This is a genomic window from Acidimicrobium ferrooxidans DSM 10331, assembly GCF_000023265.1.
Taxonomy (GTDB): domain Bacteria; phylum Actinomycetota; class Acidimicrobiia; order Acidimicrobiales; family Acidimicrobiaceae; genus Acidimicrobium; species Acidimicrobium ferrooxidans.
In genome coordinates this window covers 1,293,731-1,311,571 of record NC_013124.1, presented here as the reverse complement: position 1 = coordinate 1,311,571, position 17,841 = coordinate 1,293,731, and the positions used below count along the sequence as shown (strand labels likewise).

The following is a 17,841-nucleotide window of genomic DNA, read 5'->3' as shown; positions in this document are numbered from 1 at the left end:
GGTGGGTCGTCGGTGAGCGCTAGCGTGGAAGCGTGGACTCGCTTGATCACGAAGCTCCGGGAGCGCTCGAGGGCGAGCGCGCCTGGAGCGATCGACGGATGCGACGGCGTCGGCGGTGGCTCGCAGGTGGCGTGGCGGCTTTCGTGGTGGTGGCGGCGATCGCGATCCCGATCCAGCTTGCGGCGCTCCGTCGCACGACGGCGAGGGCCGAGCATGAACTCGTCCTGGGTCCGCCCGGGATCGACCTCGGTGCTGCGCCGCTCGTCGCGTTCGGCCCCAGCGGGCGCCGTGCGGCCGAAGTCCTGGGCGGGACGGCGTGGGCTGCGCCGGTGGCGACCGGCATGTGCACGCGCGCGACCGGGTTCGAGATTCGCCCGCGCGAGATCGAAGTCGGGTTCTTGCGTACGGTGGGTGGGCCGCGGGCGGTGCTCGCCGCCTACTGCACCCTCGTGACCGGTCAGACCGCGCTCACCGTGGGTCTCGTGGCATCGGCGACGCACCGTGTCCAGACCGTGCTCGCCCTCGCAGATGCCGTGACGAGCGCCGAGGTCCTCGCGACGTCGTCGTCGGTCCAACTGCGGCGGGTAGAAGAACTCCGCCATGGCGTCGTCAGGGCTGGGGCCGCTCGGACGCTCTCTGCGTTCTGACGGAGTGGTAGGCGTCGAGTCTGAGGTGACCGAGCGGGCACGTGAGCGTCCGTGTCACCCCGTCGATGACCTGCACGCCCTCGACCACGTGACGTCCGATGTCCTCGAGGGTCTCGCCCTCGAGGAGGGCGATGATGTCGTACGGGCCCGTGACGTCGTCGGCGCGTACCACCAACGGGAGCTTGCGCAGTTCGGCCAGTACGGACGCGACCTGACCGATCTCGGTCTGAATGAGCACGTACGCCTCCACAGCCCTGCCTTGCCTCCCGGTCCGACGCCGCCCCCATGCTAGGCACCGAGTGGCGCGCGCCTATCGCCTCGCCTGAGGACGCCGTAAGATCGGCCGCATGGATCGTCGTGTGCAGCCGTGGCGGACGTTGCGGCTGCGCGCTCCGGCCTCGGTCATCCACCGTTGGTGGCCAGCGGACGAGGGATCACCGTGGCTGCTCAGTGCTGAGCCCACGGCGCCGACGGTCGTGCTGGGCTCGACCACGCGCGTGGACGCGATCGATGCTGCGAGCCTCGTAGCCAAGGGTTATGACATCGTTCGGCGAGGATCCGGTGGCGGTGCGGTCGTCGTGGCTCCCGGCGAGCAGGCGTGGTTCCACGTGTTTGTGCCGGCGTCTGACCCGCGTCTCGATCCGCATCTTGGCAGATCGTTCCTCTGGCTCGGGGAAGCCGTCGCCGAGGCCCTTGGAGCCCTCGGGGTGGCCGACGTGACGGTGGTGCGTGAGGTCCCCGAGCGAGTCCCGCTCTCGACGCAGGTGTGCTTTGCTGGCTGGGGCTGGGGAGAGGTCGCCGTCGGCGGCAACAAGGTCGCGGGTCTCGCGCAGCGACGTCGTCGAGGCGGCGCGATCTTCCAGGTTGCCGTGCTCTGGCGCGATCGTCAGCGAGAACTCGTCGACGCCCTGCGCGATCGACCGGAAGGCACCATGGCCTCCCTGGGGCTCGAGCAGCTCGGTATCGAGCTCGATCCGCTCGTCGCGACGGTGCGCCGGGCGATCTTGGCTCGCTAACTCCACCTCGGTTCTCGCTGTGAGCCGGCTCCCGGCTCACACTGCAGCCATGGAGGCCTGTCGGACACGCGGACCCGTCGCGATCGTCTCAAGCGAACTCGGCGCCCTCCTTGAGCACCCTGACGCCGACCTCGGTATTGATCTCGCGCGAGCGTGGCGTGGGTCGCTCGCACGGTCTCGTGCGCATCGTGGAGCCAACGGACGCGATTCACACGCCCCGGTGGGGTGTCGTGGGCTAAAGTGGGGCGCCGTGGGTGCCGATGGCGTGAGTGGCACCCTTCTGGGTGACGGTGAGGAGGCGCGGGGAGGTGTGGCAGCTCGGTGAGCCGACCGGCCGGTTCTTCGGCTCCTTCTCGCATGCGCTCGACGCCAAGGGACGCTTGACGCTCCCTGTGCGCTTTCGTGGTCAGTTCGGCGATCAGTGCTTCGTCACGCCTTCGCAGTACGAGGACCCCTGCCTGGTCGTGTGGCGCGTCGAGGACTTCAACGCGTTCGTCGGCGAGGTGCGCGCCGAGCACTGGGCCGATCCGGAGGAGCGTCGGCGACTGCGTTCGTGGGCCTCCGAAGCCTTCGAGGCCGAGATCGACCGCCTCGGACGACTGATGCTCCCGCCGAGCCATCGTGCCTATGCCAACCTCGACCACGACGTTCGCGTCCACGGCGCCTTCGGCACCGTGGAGCTGTGGGATCCAGCGACCTGGGAGCGCTATCGGGGAGGCGATCGTGGCTGAGCCGATCCACCTCCCGGTGATGGTGGCAGAGGTCGTGCGCGCGGTCGAACCGCAGGGTCGACGGGTGCTCGACGTCACCGTGGGCTTGGGCGGCCATGCGGCGGCACTCCTCGATGCCGGTGCTGCGCTCGTGATCGGCCTCGACCGGGATCCGGAGGCACTCCATCTCGCGGCGCGGCGACTCGAAGCGTTCGGTGATCGGTTCGAGCCGGTCCGCGGGACGTTTCGCGACCTCGCACGTGTCGTCGGCGCGCGTCGGATCGATGCGGTCATCGCCGATCTCGGCGTCTCCTCGCTCCAACTCGACCACGCGCAGCGGGGATTCTCGTTCCGCCTCGCCGGGCCACTCGACATGCGCATGGACCCCGAGGCGCCGACGTCAGCGGCGTCATTGCTTGCCTCGCTCGACGAGGATGGGCTCACCGAGCTGCTGCGTCGAGGCGAGGTCGGTCCGCTTGCGCGTCGCTACGCCCGCGCGATCCTCGCCGCCATGCCGACGACGACCGAGCAGCTGGCCGAGGTCGTCGTCGAGGCAACCCCACCGTCGCGGCGTACGACGAGGCGCCATCCCGCCACCCTCGTCTTCCAGGCTCTGCGCCTGGCGGTGAACGACGAGCTCGGTCAGCTGACGGCCCTGCTCCCTGCGGCGTTCGAGGCGCTTGAGGTCGGTGGCGTACTCGCGGTGCTCACCTATCACTCGCTCGAGGATCGCCTCGTGAAGCGCTTCTTCGAGGTGGCCGAGCGGGGCGGGGCTCCGCGCACCACACCGGCTGGCAGCTGGACGAGCGTACTGGAGCGCCGCCCCCGGCGGGGCGTCGTGCCGAGCGACGACGAAGTGGCGCGCAACCCTCGTGCCAGGAGTGCCCGCCTGAGGGTCGCGCGCAAGCTCGCGGTGGCAGATCTCGCACCAGCGTGGGAGAGGGAGGTGCACGAATGGCTCGCGCTGCGCTAGCGGAGGCACTGCCTCGTCGCTCGGGCCTACGTTCCCCCGAGCTTCGTGTGCTGACGCGCGCACCACGTCGTCGGTCGGTGCCATGGCGTGTGCTCGTGATCGGTGTGGTCGTGGTCGCCGCGTTGGGCGTGATCGCCGCGCGGCTCGTTGCACAGCGCCTCGCCAATACCGTCCAGGCGACCGAGCTCGCGCTGCAAGCCGCCGAGGTGCATCATCTCGACCTCGTCGCCGAGCTCAGCACCCTGAGCGCACCGAGCCACGCGGCGGCGGTCGCGGCGGCACACGGTTTCGTCCACCCGACGTGGGAGGAGCTTGCTAGTGGACGGGGAGCACCCGTCCCGACGACGGCGCTTGGTCAACCAACGGGCGAGTCGGCGCCCCTTCCGGCCGGAACGGTCGCGCGTGGCTAGGCACGTGCGCATCGTGGGTGCCGTCACGGTGGTGGCGCTCGGCGCCATCGCCGCGCAGCTCGTCCGTCTGACCGTGGGCCCGGCGCCGCGGTATGGGCAGCTGGCCACGTCCGAGAGCGAGACACGCGTCGTGCTGTCGGCACCGCGCGGCGCCATCTTCGCACGCAACGGCGTCGCGTTTGCGACCTCCATCGAGCGCGACGCGATCATCGCCGATCCGTTGCAGATCCACGACGTTGCGCCCGAGGCCGAGCGACTGGCGCGGCTGCTCGGGCTGTCCGTGGCGTCGGTCACGAGCGCGCTCGAGGTGCACGGAGGCTACAGCGTCGTCGATCCCGATGCCCTCTTGAGCGTCGGTGGGCGTATCGAGCAGCTCGCCCTCGACGGCGCGCTGCCCGGCATCACCGTCACACCGACGACGCTGCCTGTGTACCCGCTCGGCGATCTCGCCGAGCCGGTGATCGGTCGTGTGAGTCCGGCTGGTGTCGGTACGTTTGGCCTGGAGTACGCCTACCAGCGCGTGCTTGCCGGAGCACCGGGGTGGGCCCTCGAGAGGGTGACCGCTCAGGGTGCGCCGGTACCCGGAGGCCTCGTTGCCGAACACCCGCCGCGCCCAGGGACGTCCATCGAGCTCACCATCGATCCCGTCCTCCAGAGCGACGTCGAGAACGCCTTGGCGTCGGAGATCGAGACGACGCGAGCCCTCGGCGCGACGGCGGTGGTGATGGATCCCCACACGGGCCAGATCCTCGCGATGGCGTCGCTCGCGGCGCCGGCGCTGCCGGGCACGTCGTCGGTCGGCGGGAGTCAGCCCGTCGACGTGCCCCGCGCCCTGCCGACGGAGAGCTGGTTGAACGACCCGGTGGCCTACGCGTACGAGCCGGGATCGGTCGCGAAGATCGCGACGTTCGCTGCGGCCCTTGAGCGGGGCATCATCACCCCGACCTCGACGGAGACCGTTCCAAACCAGCTGGTGATCGACGGCTCGGTGTTCCATGACGCCGAGTCGCACCCCACCGAGGTCCTCTCCATGTCGCAAATCCTCGCCCAGAGTTCGAACGTGGGCACGATCGAACTGGCCGAGCGGCTCGGCCCGACGGCGATCTACGACTCCTTCCGGCGCCTTGGGTGGGGTGTCGATCCGGGGCTCGCGTTCCCGGGCGCGACCGCGGGGTACCTGAAGCCTCCCTCCGAGTGGTCACCGACGGCGATCGGCTCGACCCCGATCGGACAGGACCAGCTCGTCACGCCGCTCGAGATCCTCGATTCCTACAACGCGGTCGCCAACGGCGGCGTCCTCGTGAACCCGACCCTGGTTGCTGGCACCGTGGGCACCGATGGGACCGTCCACCTGGCGCCGGCCGCACCTCGTCACCGGGTGATGCCTGCGGCGATCGCCTCCGAGCTGCTGGGGCTCTTCTCGCACGTCACGGGGTCGAACGCCACGGCTCCTGATGCGGCGATACCTGGCTACCTCGTCGCGGGCAAGACCGGCACCTCGCAGAAGCCCTACCATGCGCGCGGTGGTTACCAGCCTGGGGCGTACTGGGGGACGTTCGTCGGGATGGTGCCGGCCCAGCACCCGGTCCTCAGTGCGATCGTGATGGTCGACCAGCCGGTGCCCATCTACGGTGGGATGACGGCGGCACCTGTGTTCTCCCAGATCATGCGCGCTGCGCTGGCTCGCTACGGGGTGACGCCCGAAGGGCAAGTCACGTCGACCCTTTTGAGCAGCGTCGACATGCATCCAGGGGCTGGGGTCCAGGGGTGAACGCTGCCCCCGTGCTGCAGGGCTACCATGGTCCGGGTCCGTGCGGGAGGGGAGTCTGCGAGGTGGGTCCAGAGGTTGGCGTCACGCTCGACGCCCTCGGGGCCCTCGTAGAGCACGCGCGCATCGTCGGTGACCGGGCGACCTCGGTGACCGGTATCGCGATCGACCACCGCGAGATCCGCGCAGGTGACCTGTTCGCCGCGGTTCCGGGGCGTCACGTGGACGGGCGTGACTTCGCCGCGGAGGCGGTGCGACGCGGGGCTGTCGCGGTGCTCACCGCCGGCCAGCCGGTCGCGGTCGGTGTGCCCCAACTCGTGGTGCCACGCGCCTCGCTCCGTACGGCGGTCGGCCGCGTTGCCCATCGCATCTTCGGCGACCCGTCGTCGGCGGTCTCGGTGATCGGTGTGACCGGCACCAACGGCAAGACCACGACGGTGTCGGTCGTGTCCCAGCTGCTCGAGCGCCTCGGGGAAGGGGTCGGTGTGCTCGGCACGCTCTGGAGTCGCCTCACGACGCCCGAGGCTCCCGAGCTCGCCCGCCGCCTCGCTGAGTTTCGCGACTCGGGGCGGCGCTGGGTGGCGATGGAGGTGTCCTCGATCGCGATCGCGATGGAGCGCATCGAGGGGCTGCACGTACGGGTCGGGGTGTTCACCAACCTGTCGCAAGATCACCTCGATTTCCACGGGTCGATGGAGGACTACTTCGCCGCGAAGGCACGGCTGTTCGAGCCCGAACGGACGGCGATCGGCGTGATCAACGTCGACGATCCCTGGGGCGCGAGGCTCGCGGCGTCGGTGCGGGTGCCGGTGGTACCGGTGAGCATCAGCGCCGTGACGGACATCGAGATCGATGCGGCAGGGATCCGGTTCCGTCGCAACGGACGCTGGTATCGCTCGCGTCTCGTCGGTGAGCACAATCTCCGCAATATCCTGCTGGCGGTTTCCGTGCTCGAGCAGGTGGGCTTCGACCCCGACCTCCTCCGAGGGGTGCTCGGCGAGGTCGAGAGCCCACGGGGCCGCATGCAGCGCATCCTCGGCCCGCGAGGCCTGGTCGTCGTCGACTATGCGCACTCTCCGGACGCGCTGGCGGCGGTGTTGCGGGCGGCTCGACTCCTGGTCGGTCCGCGGGGGCGCCTGCTCGTCGTCTTCGGTGCGGGCGGGGAGCGTGATCAGGCCAAGCGGCCCCTCATGGGAGCGGTTGCCGAGCAGCTGGCTGACGTTGCCATCGTCACCAGCGACAATCCTCGCAGCGAGGATCCTGCTGCCATCGCGGCCCAGATCGTCGCGGGGTGGCGCGATCGTCGTGGCGTGCGGGTCGTCCTCGATCGCCGAGCGGCCATCGAGGAGGCCGTGGCGATGATGGCCCCCGGCGACGTGCTCGTGGTCGCGGGCAAGGGCCACGAACGAGTTCAGGTCATCGACGGCGTTGCGACGCCGTTCGACGACATCGACGTGGTGCACGCTGCGCTCCAAGACGACGGGGGGCTGCTCGCGTGATCGCCATCCTTGCGAGCGCCTTGGTGTCGCTGGTCGTCGCCGTGGTCGGAACGCCGTGGCTCATCGAGCGCCAGCGCGCGCGGGGGGTGGGTCAGCAGGTCCGTGAGGACGGCCCGAGCCGGCACCTGGTCAAAGCCGGGACGCCGACCATGGGTGGCATTGCCATCGTGGTCGGGACGGCCCTTGGCTGGGCGGTCACGCATGCCCATCTCGGTGTCCAGCTGAGCCGCGGCGGTATCGCCGTCGTCGGCCTGACGATCGCTTCCAGCCTCATCGGGGTCGTCGACGATCTCTTGAAGGTGCGCAATCGGCGCTCGCTCGGGTTGACCAAGGCGGGGAAGTTCTCGCTCCAGGTCGCGGTCGCGCTTGCGTTTGCGGTCCTGGCTCGATGGTGGGTCGGAGTCCCTCCGGTGCTCGCGGTGGTTCGCGTCGGTGGGGCCCAGCTCGAACTCGGGTCGGTCGGGTGGATCGTGCTCGCGGTCATCGTCGTCGTCGGTTCCTCGAACGCCGTCAACCTCACCGATGGCCTCGACGGTCTCGCGGCAGGTTCTGGGATCTTTGCCTTCGGGGCGCTCGCGCTGATGGCGTATTGGATGTTCCGCCATGTCGGGCTCTACCACGTCCCCGATGCGCTCGATCTCGCGGTATTCGCCATGGCAGTCACCGGCGCGCTCGCAGGGTTCCTCTGGTGGAACGCGCCGCCTGCGCGCATCTTCATGGGTGACGTCGGGTCGCTCGGCCTTGGGTCCGCCCTCGGTGGCCTTGCCCTGCTCCTGCACATTGATCTGCTGCTCGTCTTGCTCGGGGGGCTGTTCGTCATCGAGACGTTGTCGGTCGTGGCGCAGGTGTTCACCTTTCGCGTCTGGCACCGGCGCATCTTGCGCATGTCGCCGATCCACCACCACTTCGAGCTGCTCGGGTGGCCGGAGACCACCGTGTTGATTCGCTTCTGGATCATCGCCGGGGTCTGCACGGCGCTCGCGATCGGCGTGTTCTATGCCGACTTCCTGTCGCTCGGAGGGGTCCGATGAGCGCCGATGCGCTGCGTGCCCAGGTGGCAGGCGGGCGTGTGCTCGTGCTCGGAGCGAGCGTGTCCGGTCTCGCGGCCGAACGGGTGCTGCGATCGTTGGGCGCCGAGGTCATCGTGGCGGACGACGCTCGAGCGCTGCGTGACAAGGCGCGCTCCGAGGGGCGTGAGCTCGTGGATCCGGACGCCATCGTTGGCGCGCGCTTCGACCTGGTCGTCGTGTCCCCCGGGATTCGCACCGAACGGGTGGAACGTCTCGGGCTCGACGGTCCGGTGATCGGCGAGCTCGAACTCGGCTACCTTCTCGCCGCGGCCCCCATCACCGCGGTGACCGGTACCAACGGGAAGTCCACGGTGACGACGCTCACCGCGAGCATGCTCGGCGACGGGGCCGTCGCGGCCGGCAATCTCGGCACGCCACTCTCGGCGGTGGCGGACAGTGGCGCTCGTCGACTCGTGGTCGAGGTCTCCTCCTTCCAGCTCGTCTGGGCCCCGACGTTTCGAGCTTCCGTCGCGACCGTGTTGAACCTCACGCCGAACCATCTCGACTACCACGGGTCGTTCGAGGCCTATCGCGCGGCCAAGGCGCGCCTCATCGAGCGGCTCGCGCCCGGGGATGTCGCCGTGTGGCCCGTCGGAGAGGGTGCCGTGGACGCCATCGCGATCCCTCGCGGGGTCGAGGTGCGGACCTTCAGTGCGACGGCGCGTGACGCCGACTATCGGGTCGAGCATGGTGCACTCGTCGGGCCGGACGGCCGCACGCTCGTCCGGGTCGAGGAGTTGGGACGTCGTGCACCACACGACGTCGCGAACATGCTGGCGGCCTGGGCGCTTGCGGAGGCGAGTGGCGCGGAGCTCGAACGCGCGCGTCGAGTCGCGCGCGAGTTCCGGGGGCTTGCTCATCGGCTCCAGGTCGTGGCCGTTCGTGGTGGGCTCACCTACGTGGACGACTCGAAAGCCACGACGCCGGAAGCTGCTGTGGCTGCGGTGAGGAGCTTCGATCGTGTCGTGCTCATCGCCGGCGGTCGAACCAAGGGCACGGGGTTCGAGCGGCTCCGCGACGTCGCGGAGCGGATCGCTGGCGTGGTCGCCATCGGCGAGAGTGCCCACCGAGTGGTGGCCGACCTCGGCGACGCGGTGCCGTGGATCGTGGAGGCGAACTCGATGGACGAGGCGGTGGCGGTGGCGAGCGAGCGAGCGCTGCCGGGCACGGTGGTGCTGCTCGCGCCGGCGGCGACCTCGTGGGATTGGTACCGGAGTTTCGAGGAACGAGGTGAGGACTTCGTCCGCGCCGTTGCGGCGCTTGGGAGGTGATGGGCGTGGCGGTGATCGACGCACGTGTTCGGCCCTCTGGGCGCCGTCGGGGGCGTGGCTCGGCCGTCGGCTGGATCGTCGGCCTTGGGGGCGGGCTCGCGCTCGCCGGCACGCTCGTCGGACTGGCCGCGACCGTGGAGGCACAGGCAGCGGTCGGGCGTTCGCCGGTGTCCGCCGCCCTCCACGACGTCGCCTGGGTGGCGATCGCCACCGCGATGGGATGGGTGAGCTTCGTGGTCGTACGCCGTGCCGGCCTCGAGCGAGTGCTCGCGTGGTCGCCGGTGCTCCTCGCGGCGGCGCTGGCGGGGCTGGGCGCGGTCATGGTCCCTGGGCTCGGCACGACCGTCGGGGGCGCCGAGCGATGGATCCCCGTCGGCCCGTTCCAGATCCAGCCATCGGAGTTCGCCAAGCTTGCGCTGGTGCTCTACCTCGCCAAGCTCGTCACGTCACGACCCAGCGAGCGCGTCCTCGGCCCGGTGCTCGTGGTCACGGCGGTCACCGCTGGTGCGATCTTCATCGAACCCGACATGGGCACCGCACTGGTGGTGGCGGCGATCGGAGCCGGCGCGCTGGTCGTCGCGAGGGTCCCGCTTCGCCGACTCGCTCCCATCGCGCTCACGGGCGGAGGCCTCGCGACGCTCGCTGCCTTCTCGTCGGCGTATCGGCGTGCGCGCCTGCTGTCGTTTCTGCACCCATGGCGCTATCGTGCAAGCCTGTCGTACCAGGAGGTCCAGGCGCTCGGTTCCTTCGCCACCGCCCACGTCACGGGGTCGGGCCTGGGAGCGGGACTCGCCAACTGGGGCTACGTGCCCAATGCGGTCACGGACTTCGTCATGACGCTCGTGGTCCAAGACTTTGGCGTCATCGGTGCGCTCGGGGTCATCGCTGCGCTCGGCGGGATCATCCTCGGCCTACTGGCGCTCGCCGAGCGGACGCCGATGTCGGGTGCGCATGCGGTGGCGGTGCTCGTGGCGGTGTGGCTGGCGGCGCAGACACTCCTCAATCTCGGTGCCGTGGTGGGGCTCTTGCCCGTGACCGGCGTTCCTCTGCCGTTCGTTTCGCAAGGGGGTTCGTCGTTGGTCGTCGAGGCGATCGCGCTCGGGGTCGTGCTCGCCTCGGTCCACCGTGGGGAGCGGCGTCGATGAGCGATCGCGTCGTGTGGGTCGCCGCTGGCGGGACGGCTGGTCATCTCCACGCGGGCCTCGAGGTCGCGACCGCGCTCGGTGCCCGCGCCCGGGTGCTGCTCGTGACCAGCGATCGTCCCGTCGAGGATGCGACGTTGCGAGGACACGCGATCGAGCGCGTGCGTCTTGCGGAGGCTGGGATCGTCCGCGCGCGCCGCGCTCCGAAGCTCGGCGCATTCGGTGAGAACGTTCGCCGCCTCCTGGCTGCACCGCAACCGTCGGTCGCGGTCGGTCTCGGTGGGGCGCCACAGGTGCTCGCGCTCGCCGTCGCCGCCGCACGGCGCGCGCGGATCGTCCTCGTCGAACAGAACGCGGTGCTGGGTCGAGCGAATCGTCTGATGGCGCCGTTCGCGAGCGAGCTCGTCCTCGCGTGGCCCGCACGGGTGCCGAGGTTGGTGCGCGATCGTGCGGTGATCGTGGGTCCACCCACGCGCGAACTCCCACCGCGAGCCGAGGCCAGGTCGCGTCTCGGGATCGCGCCGGACGCGGTGCTGGTGGTCGCGACGAGTGGCTCGCTGGGATCGCTCGCCTTGAACACCGCGATGGTCGAGGTCGTCGGGCGCGGTCTCGTCGACGACGTCGTGGTCTGGCATTTCCTCGGCGAGCGCAATGTTCCACCGCAGGTGCCAGACCCGATGGCGAGCTACCAGCCGGTCGTCGGTTTCGATCCCCGGCTCGGTGATGCCATTGCGGCGGGCGACGTCGTCGTCGCGCGCGCGGGTTCGTCGACGCTGGCCGAGATCGCGATCGCGGGCGTCGCGAGCGTGCTCGTGCCGTTGCCGAAGGCACCGGGTGACCACCAGCGGGCCAACGCGGAGTACTTCGTTGCCGCTGGTGCCAGCGAGGTCGTCGAGGAGGGCCCTGGGCTTGCCGAGAGGCTGGGGCGAGCCATCGCAGAGCTCGCCGTTGATCCATCCCTGCGCACGGCCATGGGAGCGGCGGCTCGAGCGCTCGTGACCGAAAGGGCGACCGAACGTCTCGTCGAGGAGGTGGCGCGATGGCTGGAGTGACGTCGCTCGAGGGGATTCGTCGGGTGCACCTGGTCGGCATCGGGGGAGCCGGCATGAGCGCGCTCGCGAGCGTGCTGGTGGGTCGGGGATTCGTCGTGAGCGGGTCCGATCTCAAGCGAGGTCCGCTCGTCGAGCGGTTGGAGGCGATCGGGGTCGAGGTCCATCTCGGCCACGATGCGCGCTGGATCGACGGCGCCGACGTCGTCGCCGCCTCGACCGCGATTCCGTCGTCCAACGTCGAGCTCGCCGCTGCGCGCGCCCGAGGCGTGCCGGTGCTGTCGCGCGCGGAGCTCCTTGCGGCGCTGACGGCGGGCAAGCAGGTCGTCGCCGTCTCGGGTACGCACGGCAAGACCACGACGACGGCCATGATCGCCCAGGCGCTCCAGGCGGCAGACCTCGCACCGAGCTGGGTCATCGGTGCCGAGCTCAACGAGGCGGGAGCGTCCGGTCACGCGGGGATCGGGTCGTTGTTCGTCGTCGAGGCCGATGAGAGCGACGCCACCTTCCTCGCGGTGGACCGTCACCTTGCCGTGGCGACCAACCTCGAGCCCGATCACCTCGACCACTACGGCAGCTTCGACGCGCTGGTCGCCTCGTTCGAGGCGTTCGTCGGCGGCAGCGCGCTCGCACCGGTGATCTGTGTCGACGATCCACGGCTGGCGGCTCTCGCCCCGGAGGGGGCCCTGACCTACGGTGTCGCCGAGGCAGCGCGGCTGCAGATTCGCAATCCCGTCCTCACGCCGACCCATTCGGCGTTCGAGTGCTTCCTCGATCATCGGCGCCTCGGCAGTATCGAGCTCGGCGTGCTCGGGATGCACAACGTGCGCAACGGCGCCGCGGCGGTGGCGGCTGCACTCAGCGTCGGGGCACCCTTCGACGCCGTCGCGTTGGCGCTGCGCCGCTACGTGGGCGTCGCGCGGCGCTTCCAGTTCAAGCGCGAGCTCCGTGGCGCTCGGATCATCGACGACTACGCCCATCTGCCGGGTGAGATCACGGCGACCCTGCAGGCGGCGCGTCAGCTGGGCTCCGGTCGGATCGTGGTCGTCTTCCAGCCTCATCGCTACAGTCGGACCAAGTTGCTCGGTGTCGAGCTCGGTCGGGCGCTCGGTGATGCGGACGAGGTCGTCGTGACCGACGTGTATGCGGCCGGTGAAGAGCCGATCCCAGGGGTGAGCGGCGAGGTCGTCTGGCGAGCCGCGGCGGAGCGACTGGGGGAGCGCGCCCACTGGGTCGCCGATCGTGGCGCGCTGGCTGCCTTCGTCGCCTCCGTCGTGCGCCCGGGCGACGTGGTCCTGACCATGGGAGCCGGTGACGTGACCATGGTCGACAGCGAGCTCGAGGACTTGCTCGGGTGAGCGATCTCGTCCGTCTCGGCGGCGAGCTCGGCATCGAGGTGCACCGTGAGGTTCCCTTGGGTGCGCGGACGACCTATCGCGTCGGGGGGAGCGCTCGCTGGGGCGTCGTGCTCGAGCGGGTCGAGGATGTCGCGGCGATCGCTGCGCTCGTTCGTGCGGCGAAGGTGCCGATCCTCGTCCTCGGCGCGGGATCGAACATGCTGGTCGCCGATCGAGGCTTCGACGGGCTGCTCGTCGAGCTCGGCGCCGGATTCGCCGAGATCGAGGCCCCGAGCGACGGTCCGGTCATCCTCGGAGGTGCCGTGCTCCTGCCCGTCGCGGCCCGACGACTCGCCGCGGTCGGTCGCGCGGGTATGGCCTGGGCGGTCGGCATCCCAGGGAGTGTCGGCGGCGCGGTGCGCATGAACGCGGGGGGCCACGGCGGAGACATGGCGGCGGTGCTCGGCTCGGCGGTCGTCGCGGACGTCGCGAGCGGCCAGATCAGACGACGCAGTCGCGAGGCGCTCGAGTTCGGCTACCGCCACAGTGCGCTGCTTCCCACCGAGGTGGTGCTCGAGGCCGAGCTCGAGTTGGCGGGCGGGGATCGTGCCCACGAAGAGGCGATGATCAAGGAGGTGGTGCGATGGCGACGCGCACATCAGCCGGGCGGTCACAACGCGGGGTCGGTCTTCGTGAACCCGCCGGAGGCTCCCGCAGCCAAGCTGATCGACGAGGCGGGTCTTCGAGGGTATCGCCTCGGCAGCGCCGAGGTGTCGCCGAAGCACGCGAACTTCATCCAGGCCGATCCGGGGGGCTCGGCCGACGACGTGCGAGCGTTGATGGAATTCGTCCGCGCCGAAGTCGCTCGTCGGGTGGGAGTCGAGCTGCGGACGGAGGTGCGTCTCGTCGGATTTACCGACTCGACGACGCACGACGCGAACGATCGAGGCGCATCCGGCGCCGAGTCCTGATCGGACTCACGGCCCTCGCCCTGGGCGTCGGCGCCGCGGTGAGCGTCGTGTGGGGTCCGTGGATGCGGGTTCGGTGGGTTCGCGTCGAAGGGCTCGGGCAGGCGATGGACCGCGCCGTCGCGGGGACGCTCGACGCGCGGCTCGCCGGAGCGCCGCTCGTGCTCGGAGTGCCGGCGGTCGACGCCGCCATGCTGGGCGAGGAGCGCCCGATCGTGGCGGTGGTCGCGGTCCGACGGGTGTTGCCGGACGGTGTGATCGTGCGCGTGCGCGCCCGAACGGGCGTGGTCGCGCTCGGTGAGGGCCGTGCGCTGCTCGCGTCGGGACGGGTCGTGGCCGTGCCGGCGGTGGCGTCGTCCGTCGAGCCTCATCTTGCGCTGTGCTCGGGCGGTGCGTGCCCTCCCCCCGTCGGCAGTGATGTCGGCCCGGTCGCCGCACGTGCGGTCGTCGTCGGGGTTCGGGGTGGAGTGCGCCGCGTGGTGAGCGCTGGCGGCCGGGTCGTCGCGGTCTTGGCGTCCGGTGCCTCGTGCGTGCTCGGGCCGGCCCCCGCTCTGGTCGCCGGGGAGCTCGTGAGCTGTGGCGCGTTGGTGGGAAGCGGAGGCGTGGGCGTGGCCCTCGGGGCCAACGTGCTCGCCCTTGGACCCTCCGGCACGTTTGGCGTGCGTTCCGGCTAAGCGGTCCGTGTGGGCACGGTAGCGTAGGGGGGATTGAGGGGCCAACGGCGGCGGGAGGAACGTGGTGGACGCGAAGGCGAACTACATCGCCTTGATCAAGGTGGTCGGGGTCGGTGGTGGAGGCGGCAACGCCGTCAACCGCATGATCCAGTCGGGCCTGCGAGGCGTGGAGTTCATCGCCATCAACACGGACGCGCAGGCGTTGCTGATGAGCGACGCCGATGTGCGGCTCGACATCGGTCGACAGCTGACGCGAGGGCTCGGCGCGGGGTCGGACCCCGAGGTCGGGCGCCAGGCCGCCGAGGAGCACCGCGAGGAGATCGAGGAGGCCCTCAAGGGGGCCGACATGGTCTTCATTACCGCTGGCGAGGGCGGCGGGACGGGGACCGGCGGCGCGCCGGTTGTCGCGGAGATCGCTCGCGGGCTCGGTGCGCTCACCATCGGGGTCGTCACGCGACCCTTCGGGTTCGAGGGTCGTCGCCGTGCCCAGCAGGCCGAGGATGGGATCAGTCGGCTGCGTGAGTACGTCGACACGCTGATCGTGATACCGAACGATCGTCTCCTGACGATCGCGAACGAGAAGACCTCGCTCGTGCAGGCCTTTCGCATGGCCGATGACATCTTGCTGTCGGGGGTGCGTGGCATCACCGATCTCATCACGACTCCCGGTGTGATCAACACCGATTTCGCCGACGTGCGGACCATCATGCGCTCGGCGGGTACCGCGATCATGGGCATCGGCCAGGCAAGCGGCGATGGCCGCGCCGAGACCGCAGCGCGCCAGGCGATGAACTCACCGCTGCTCGAGACCTCGATCGACGGGGCGAAGGGCATCCTCATGAACATCGCAGGCGGGCAAGATCTCGGGCTGCACGAAGTGACGAAGGCGGCCCAGATCGTGCAGGCTGCCGCCTCGGACGAGGCCAACATCATCTTCGGGTCGGTCATCGACGACGCCCTCGAAGATCAGGTCAAGGTGACGGTGATCGCGGCCGGGTTCAACACCTGGTCGGAGAGCGACGCGACGCGTCGCGTCGCCGTGGACGACGCCGAGCTGCCACCGCTCACGTTCACTCCGCGGCGTGAGGTCGTGGCCGAGCCGGAGCCGGATCCCGACGACGACGACGGGGACGTTCCTTTCTTTCTGAGGTAGACGACCGTGATCGAGCTGAGTCTGCTCGATGGGCGTCTGCGAGTGGTCCAGACCGAGCGTGGCGACGGGGATGCCGCGGAGCTGTGGCCACGAGCGAGTGCGTTCGGCTGGGAGCTGCCGTGTGCGTGGGTCCACCAGGTCCACGGCACGGCGGTCGTCGAGGCGCAAGAGGTGGGTCGGGGCGTCGACGCGGACGGGATCATCCGGCGAGTCGGCGATCAGCTCGTTGCGGGCGTGCGATCGGCTGACTGCGTCCCGGTGGTCCTCGCCGCACGCAACGGCGACGCCGCGGTGGTCCATGCCGGTTGGCCGGGCGTGGTCGGCCGGATCGTCGAGAGGGCAGCGGAGGGGCTCGGCGGCGATGTCCGGGTCGCGGTGATCGGGGCGCACGCCCGGGCATGCTGCTACGAGTTCGTCGGGCCCGCTCGCAGCGAGGTCGAGACCACCCTTGGCCCCCAGTACTTTCGAGGTCCGACGCTCGATCTCACGGCGGCGATCCGCGACCAGCTTGGGCGTGTCGGTGTCGGAGAGATCGTCGATCTCGAGGCCTGTACCATCCACGAGGAGCGGTGGTACTCCTGGCGGCGGGATCGCACGTCTGCGCGCCAAGCGCTCCTCGTCGGGCCGGGTCGATGAACCTCGTCGAGCAGCTTCGCGAGCGGCGTCGCGCCATCGAGGCCGAGGTGGCCACGCTCGCTCCGGTCCGGCCGCCTCGCATCGTCTGCGTGACGAAGACCCATCCGGTCGAAACGGTGCGCGCCGCCGTGGAGGCGGGTAATCGGGAGCTCGGAGAGAACTACGCGTCAGAGCTCGCGGAGAAGGCCGCCGCGCTCCGCGATCTCGACGTCCGGTGGCACTTCATCGGTCACTTGCAGCGTCGCCAGATCAAGCAGGTGAGTGGTGCTGCGAGCGTGGTCGAGACGCTCTCGAGAGTGGTCGAAGCGGAACGTCTCGCCGCCCTCGGCTTCGACGGCGAGGTCTTCGTACAGGTGGCACCGCCAGACGCTCCGGCGACTCGCAGTGGTGTGCCGCGAGAAGGCGCTCCGGAGCTGGTCGCCGCCGCTCGATCCCTTGGTCTGCGTGTCGTCGGCGTGATGGGTGTCGCGTTGCCGGGTGAGGAAGCACCGGTGCGGACGTTCTTCCGTTCGCTCGTGGCCCTTGCGGACGAGTTGGAGCTCCCTGAGCGCTCGTTTGGCATGAGCGCTGATTGGCGCTGGGCAACCACAGAGGGTGCGACAATCCTGCGATTGGGGACCGCTTTGCTCGGCCCTCGCCCCGGTTCACGTGCTAACCTGAGCGCGTCGGAGGGAGTGGAGGTTCCATGAGCGGGTTCCGCCGCGCGCTTGCCTGGTTGGGCGTGGTTGAGGAGGATGAGGAGATGGAAGGAACCATCTCTGGAGGGTTCGACAGGGACGTCGTCGAGTCGGACCGGCGGCTGCGCACGGAGCCGGTGAGTACCGTGGGAACACCGAAGGTGCAGGTGCTGATGGGTCAGGGCGAGGATGCGGGGGAGCACGAGGAACGCACCCAACCGGTGTTGCGGACGTTGAGTGCTCAGCCCGAGCGGGCGAAGATCCATCTCGTCATGCCGACGAAGTTCGCCGACGTCCAGGAGATCGGTGATCGCATGAAGGCAGATCAGCCGGTCATCATCAACCTCGAAGGAGTCGATAAGGAGCTTCGGCGTCGGATCATCGACTTCACCGCGGGGCTTGCCTATGCTCTTGGTGGCAAGTTGAAGGAGATCTCCTCCAGCGTCTACCTCCTGTCGCCAGCGCGCATCGAGGTTGCGGACGAGGACATGTTCCGGATGCGACAGCGGACCGTTCAGAGAGGGGCCGGACTACAGCATGGGAGTTAGGGGACTGCTCATCGACCTGCTGGAGCTCTATGAGATCATCATCGTGCTCTCGGTCGTGCTGAGCTGGTTCCCGGTAACGAATCCCGGCGGTACGCTCCATGAGATCCGCATCATTCTTGGGCGGCTTACCGAGCCGGTGCTCGGGCCGATCAGGCGTGTGATGCCCGCCATCGGTGGCGGAGGGGTGCGGCTCGATCTCTCTCCGCTCATCGTGATCTTGGTCATCCAGCTCCTGTTGATCCCGATCATCGCTCGGTAACCGCCGCGCTCTGGCCCGAGACGCCCGCAGCCGT

General features: G+C 69.8%; 20 protein-coding genes. 19 read left to right on the top strand and 1 reads right to left on the bottom strand.

Annotated elements, in window-relative coordinates; all coding sequences use genetic code 11:
- Positions 1 to 32: 32 nt before the first annotated feature.
- Positions 33 to 647 carry a hypothetical protein gene (locus AFER_RS06460; RefSeq protein ID WP_041661739.1) on the top strand — a complete coding sequence of 205 codons (615 nt, stop codon included), beginning with the start codon at positions 33 to 35 and terminating at the stop codon, positions 645 to 647.
- On the opposite strand, the gene AFER_RS06455 is transcribed toward AFER_RS06460, so the two are convergent.
- Positions 610 to 897: an Lrp/AsnC ligand binding domain-containing protein gene (locus AFER_RS06455; RefSeq protein ID WP_049755376.1), complete on the bottom strand. Its 288-nt coding sequence runs from the start codon at positions 895 to 897 to the stop codon at positions 610 to 612. The genes AFER_RS06460 and AFER_RS06455 overlap by 38 nt on opposite strands.
- Before the next feature lie 97 nt (positions 898 to 994).
- Here AFER_RS06455 and AFER_RS06450 point away from each other — a divergent pair, with 97 nt between their 5' ends.
- From AFER_RS06450 to AFER_RS06370, 18 genes are all read left to right on the top strand, one after another.
- Positions 995 to 1,663, top strand: coding sequence for a lipoate--protein ligase family protein (locus tag AFER_RS06450; protein ID WP_083769317.1), 669 nt, complete (start codon positions 995 to 997; stop codon positions 1,661 to 1,663).
- A 290-nt stretch (positions 1,664 to 1,953) separates the two neighbouring features.
- The gene (locus AFER_RS06445) at positions 1,954 to 2,394 is read left to right on the top strand and encodes a division/cell wall cluster transcriptional repressor MraZ (protein ID WP_171788963.1); all 441 of its coding nucleotides are present in this window, start codon (positions 1,954 to 1,956) and stop codon (positions 2,392 to 2,394) included.
- The gene (gene rsmH / locus AFER_RS06440) at positions 2,387 to 3,346 is read left to right on the top strand and encodes a 16S rRNA (cytosine(1402)-N(4))-methyltransferase RsmH (RefSeq protein WP_015798669.1); all 960 of its coding nucleotides are present in this window, start codon (positions 2,387 to 2,389) and stop codon (positions 3,344 to 3,346) included. Before AFER_RS06445 ends, rsmH begins: the two co-directional genes overlap by 8 nt.
- A complete protein-coding gene (locus tag AFER_RS06435; protein ID WP_015798668.1) occupies positions 3,328 to 3,756 on the top strand; it encodes a hypothetical protein in 429 nt (142 codons plus the stop codon). Before rsmH ends, AFER_RS06435 begins: the two co-directional genes overlap by 19 nt.
- A complete protein-coding gene (locus tag AFER_RS06430) occupies positions 3,749 to 5,527 on the top strand; it encodes a peptidoglycan D,D-transpeptidase FtsI family protein (protein WP_015798667.1) in 1,779 nt (592 codons plus the stop codon). Before AFER_RS06435 ends, AFER_RS06430 begins: the two co-directional genes overlap by 8 nt.
- A 62-nt stretch (positions 5,528 to 5,589) precedes the next feature.
- Positions 5,590 to 7,023, top strand: a complete 1,434-nt coding sequence (locus AFER_RS06425; RefSeq protein WP_041661738.1) for a UDP-N-acetylmuramoyl-L-alanyl-D-glutamate--2,6-diaminopimelate ligase — start codon at positions 5,590 to 5,592, stop codon at positions 7,021 to 7,023.
- Complete coding sequence (gene mraY, locus AFER_RS06420; protein WP_015798665.1) at positions 7,020 to 8,054, top strand: phospho-N-acetylmuramoyl-pentapeptide-transferase; 1,035 nt, start codon at positions 7,020 to 7,022, stop codon at positions 8,052 to 8,054. The genes AFER_RS06425 and mraY overlap by 4 nt, the downstream gene beginning before the upstream one ends.
- Positions 8,051 to 9,364: a UDP-N-acetylmuramoyl-L-alanine--D-glutamate ligase gene (murD, locus tag AFER_RS06415; RefSeq protein ID WP_015798664.1), complete on the top strand. Its 1,314-nt coding sequence runs from the start codon at positions 8,051 to 8,053 to the stop codon at positions 9,362 to 9,364. The genes mraY and murD overlap by 4 nt, the downstream gene beginning before the upstream one ends.
- Positions 9,365 to 9,369: 5 nt before the next feature.
- Positions 9,370 to 10,509, top strand: coding sequence for an FtsW/RodA/SpoVE family cell cycle protein (locus AFER_RS11065; protein ID WP_015798663.1), 1,140 nt, complete (start codon positions 9,370 to 9,372; stop codon positions 10,507 to 10,509).
- A complete protein-coding gene (locus tag AFER_RS11060; protein ID WP_015798662.1) occupies positions 10,506 to 11,558 on the top strand; it encodes a UDP-N-acetylglucosamine--N-acetylmuramyl-(pentapeptide) pyrophosphoryl-undecaprenol N-acetylglucosamine transferase in 1,053 nt (350 codons plus the stop codon). The genes AFER_RS11065 and AFER_RS11060 overlap by 4 nt, the downstream gene beginning before the upstream one ends.
- Entirely contained in the window at positions 11,546 to 12,913 is a 1,368-nt protein-coding gene (gene murC, locus AFER_RS06405) for a UDP-N-acetylmuramate--L-alanine ligase (RefSeq protein ID WP_015798661.1), read from the top strand. Before AFER_RS11060 ends, murC begins: the two co-directional genes overlap by 13 nt.
- Positions 12,910 to 13,863, top strand: coding sequence for a UDP-N-acetylmuramate dehydrogenase (gene murB / locus AFER_RS06400; protein ID WP_015798660.1), 954 nt, complete (start codon positions 12,910 to 12,912; stop codon positions 13,861 to 13,863). The genes murC and murB overlap by 4 nt, the downstream gene beginning before the upstream one ends.
- A gap of 38 nt (positions 13,864 to 13,901) precedes the next feature.
- Positions 13,902 to 14,534: a hypothetical protein gene (locus AFER_RS06395; RefSeq protein ID WP_143711967.1), complete on the top strand. Its 633-nt coding sequence runs from the start codon at positions 13,902 to 13,904 to the stop codon at positions 14,532 to 14,534.
- A 64-nt stretch (positions 14,535 to 14,598) separates the two neighbouring features.
- Positions 14,599 to 15,687 carry a cell division protein FtsZ gene (gene ftsZ / locus AFER_RS06390; protein ID WP_015798658.1) on the top strand — a complete coding sequence of 363 codons (1,089 nt, stop codon included), beginning with the start codon at positions 14,599 to 14,601 and terminating at the stop codon, positions 15,685 to 15,687.
- A gap of 6 nt (positions 15,688 to 15,693) precedes the next feature.
- A complete protein-coding gene (locus AFER_RS11055) occupies positions 15,694 to 16,323 on the top strand; it encodes a purine nucleoside phosphorylase YfiH/LACC1 family protein (RefSeq protein WP_015798657.1) in 630 nt (209 codons plus the stop codon).
- The gene (locus AFER_RS06380; RefSeq protein ID WP_015798656.1) at positions 16,320 to 17,012 is read left to right on the top strand and encodes a YggS family pyridoxal phosphate enzyme; all 693 of its coding nucleotides are present in this window, start codon (positions 16,320 to 16,322) and stop codon (positions 17,010 to 17,012) included. Before AFER_RS11055 ends, AFER_RS06380 begins: the two co-directional genes overlap by 4 nt.
- Positions 17,009 to 17,548 carry a cell division protein SepF gene (locus AFER_RS11050; RefSeq protein ID WP_015798655.1) on the top strand — a complete coding sequence of 180 codons (540 nt, stop codon included), beginning with the start codon at positions 17,009 to 17,011 and terminating at the stop codon, positions 17,546 to 17,548. The genes AFER_RS06380 and AFER_RS11050 overlap by 4 nt, the downstream gene beginning before the upstream one ends.
- Positions 17,538 to 17,807 carry a YggT family protein gene (locus AFER_RS06370; RefSeq protein ID WP_015798654.1) on the top strand — a complete coding sequence of 90 codons (270 nt, stop codon included), beginning with the start codon at positions 17,538 to 17,540 and terminating at the stop codon, positions 17,805 to 17,807. The genes AFER_RS11050 and AFER_RS06370 overlap by 11 nt, the downstream gene beginning before the upstream one ends.
- Positions 17,808 to 17,841: the final 34 nt, after the last annotated feature.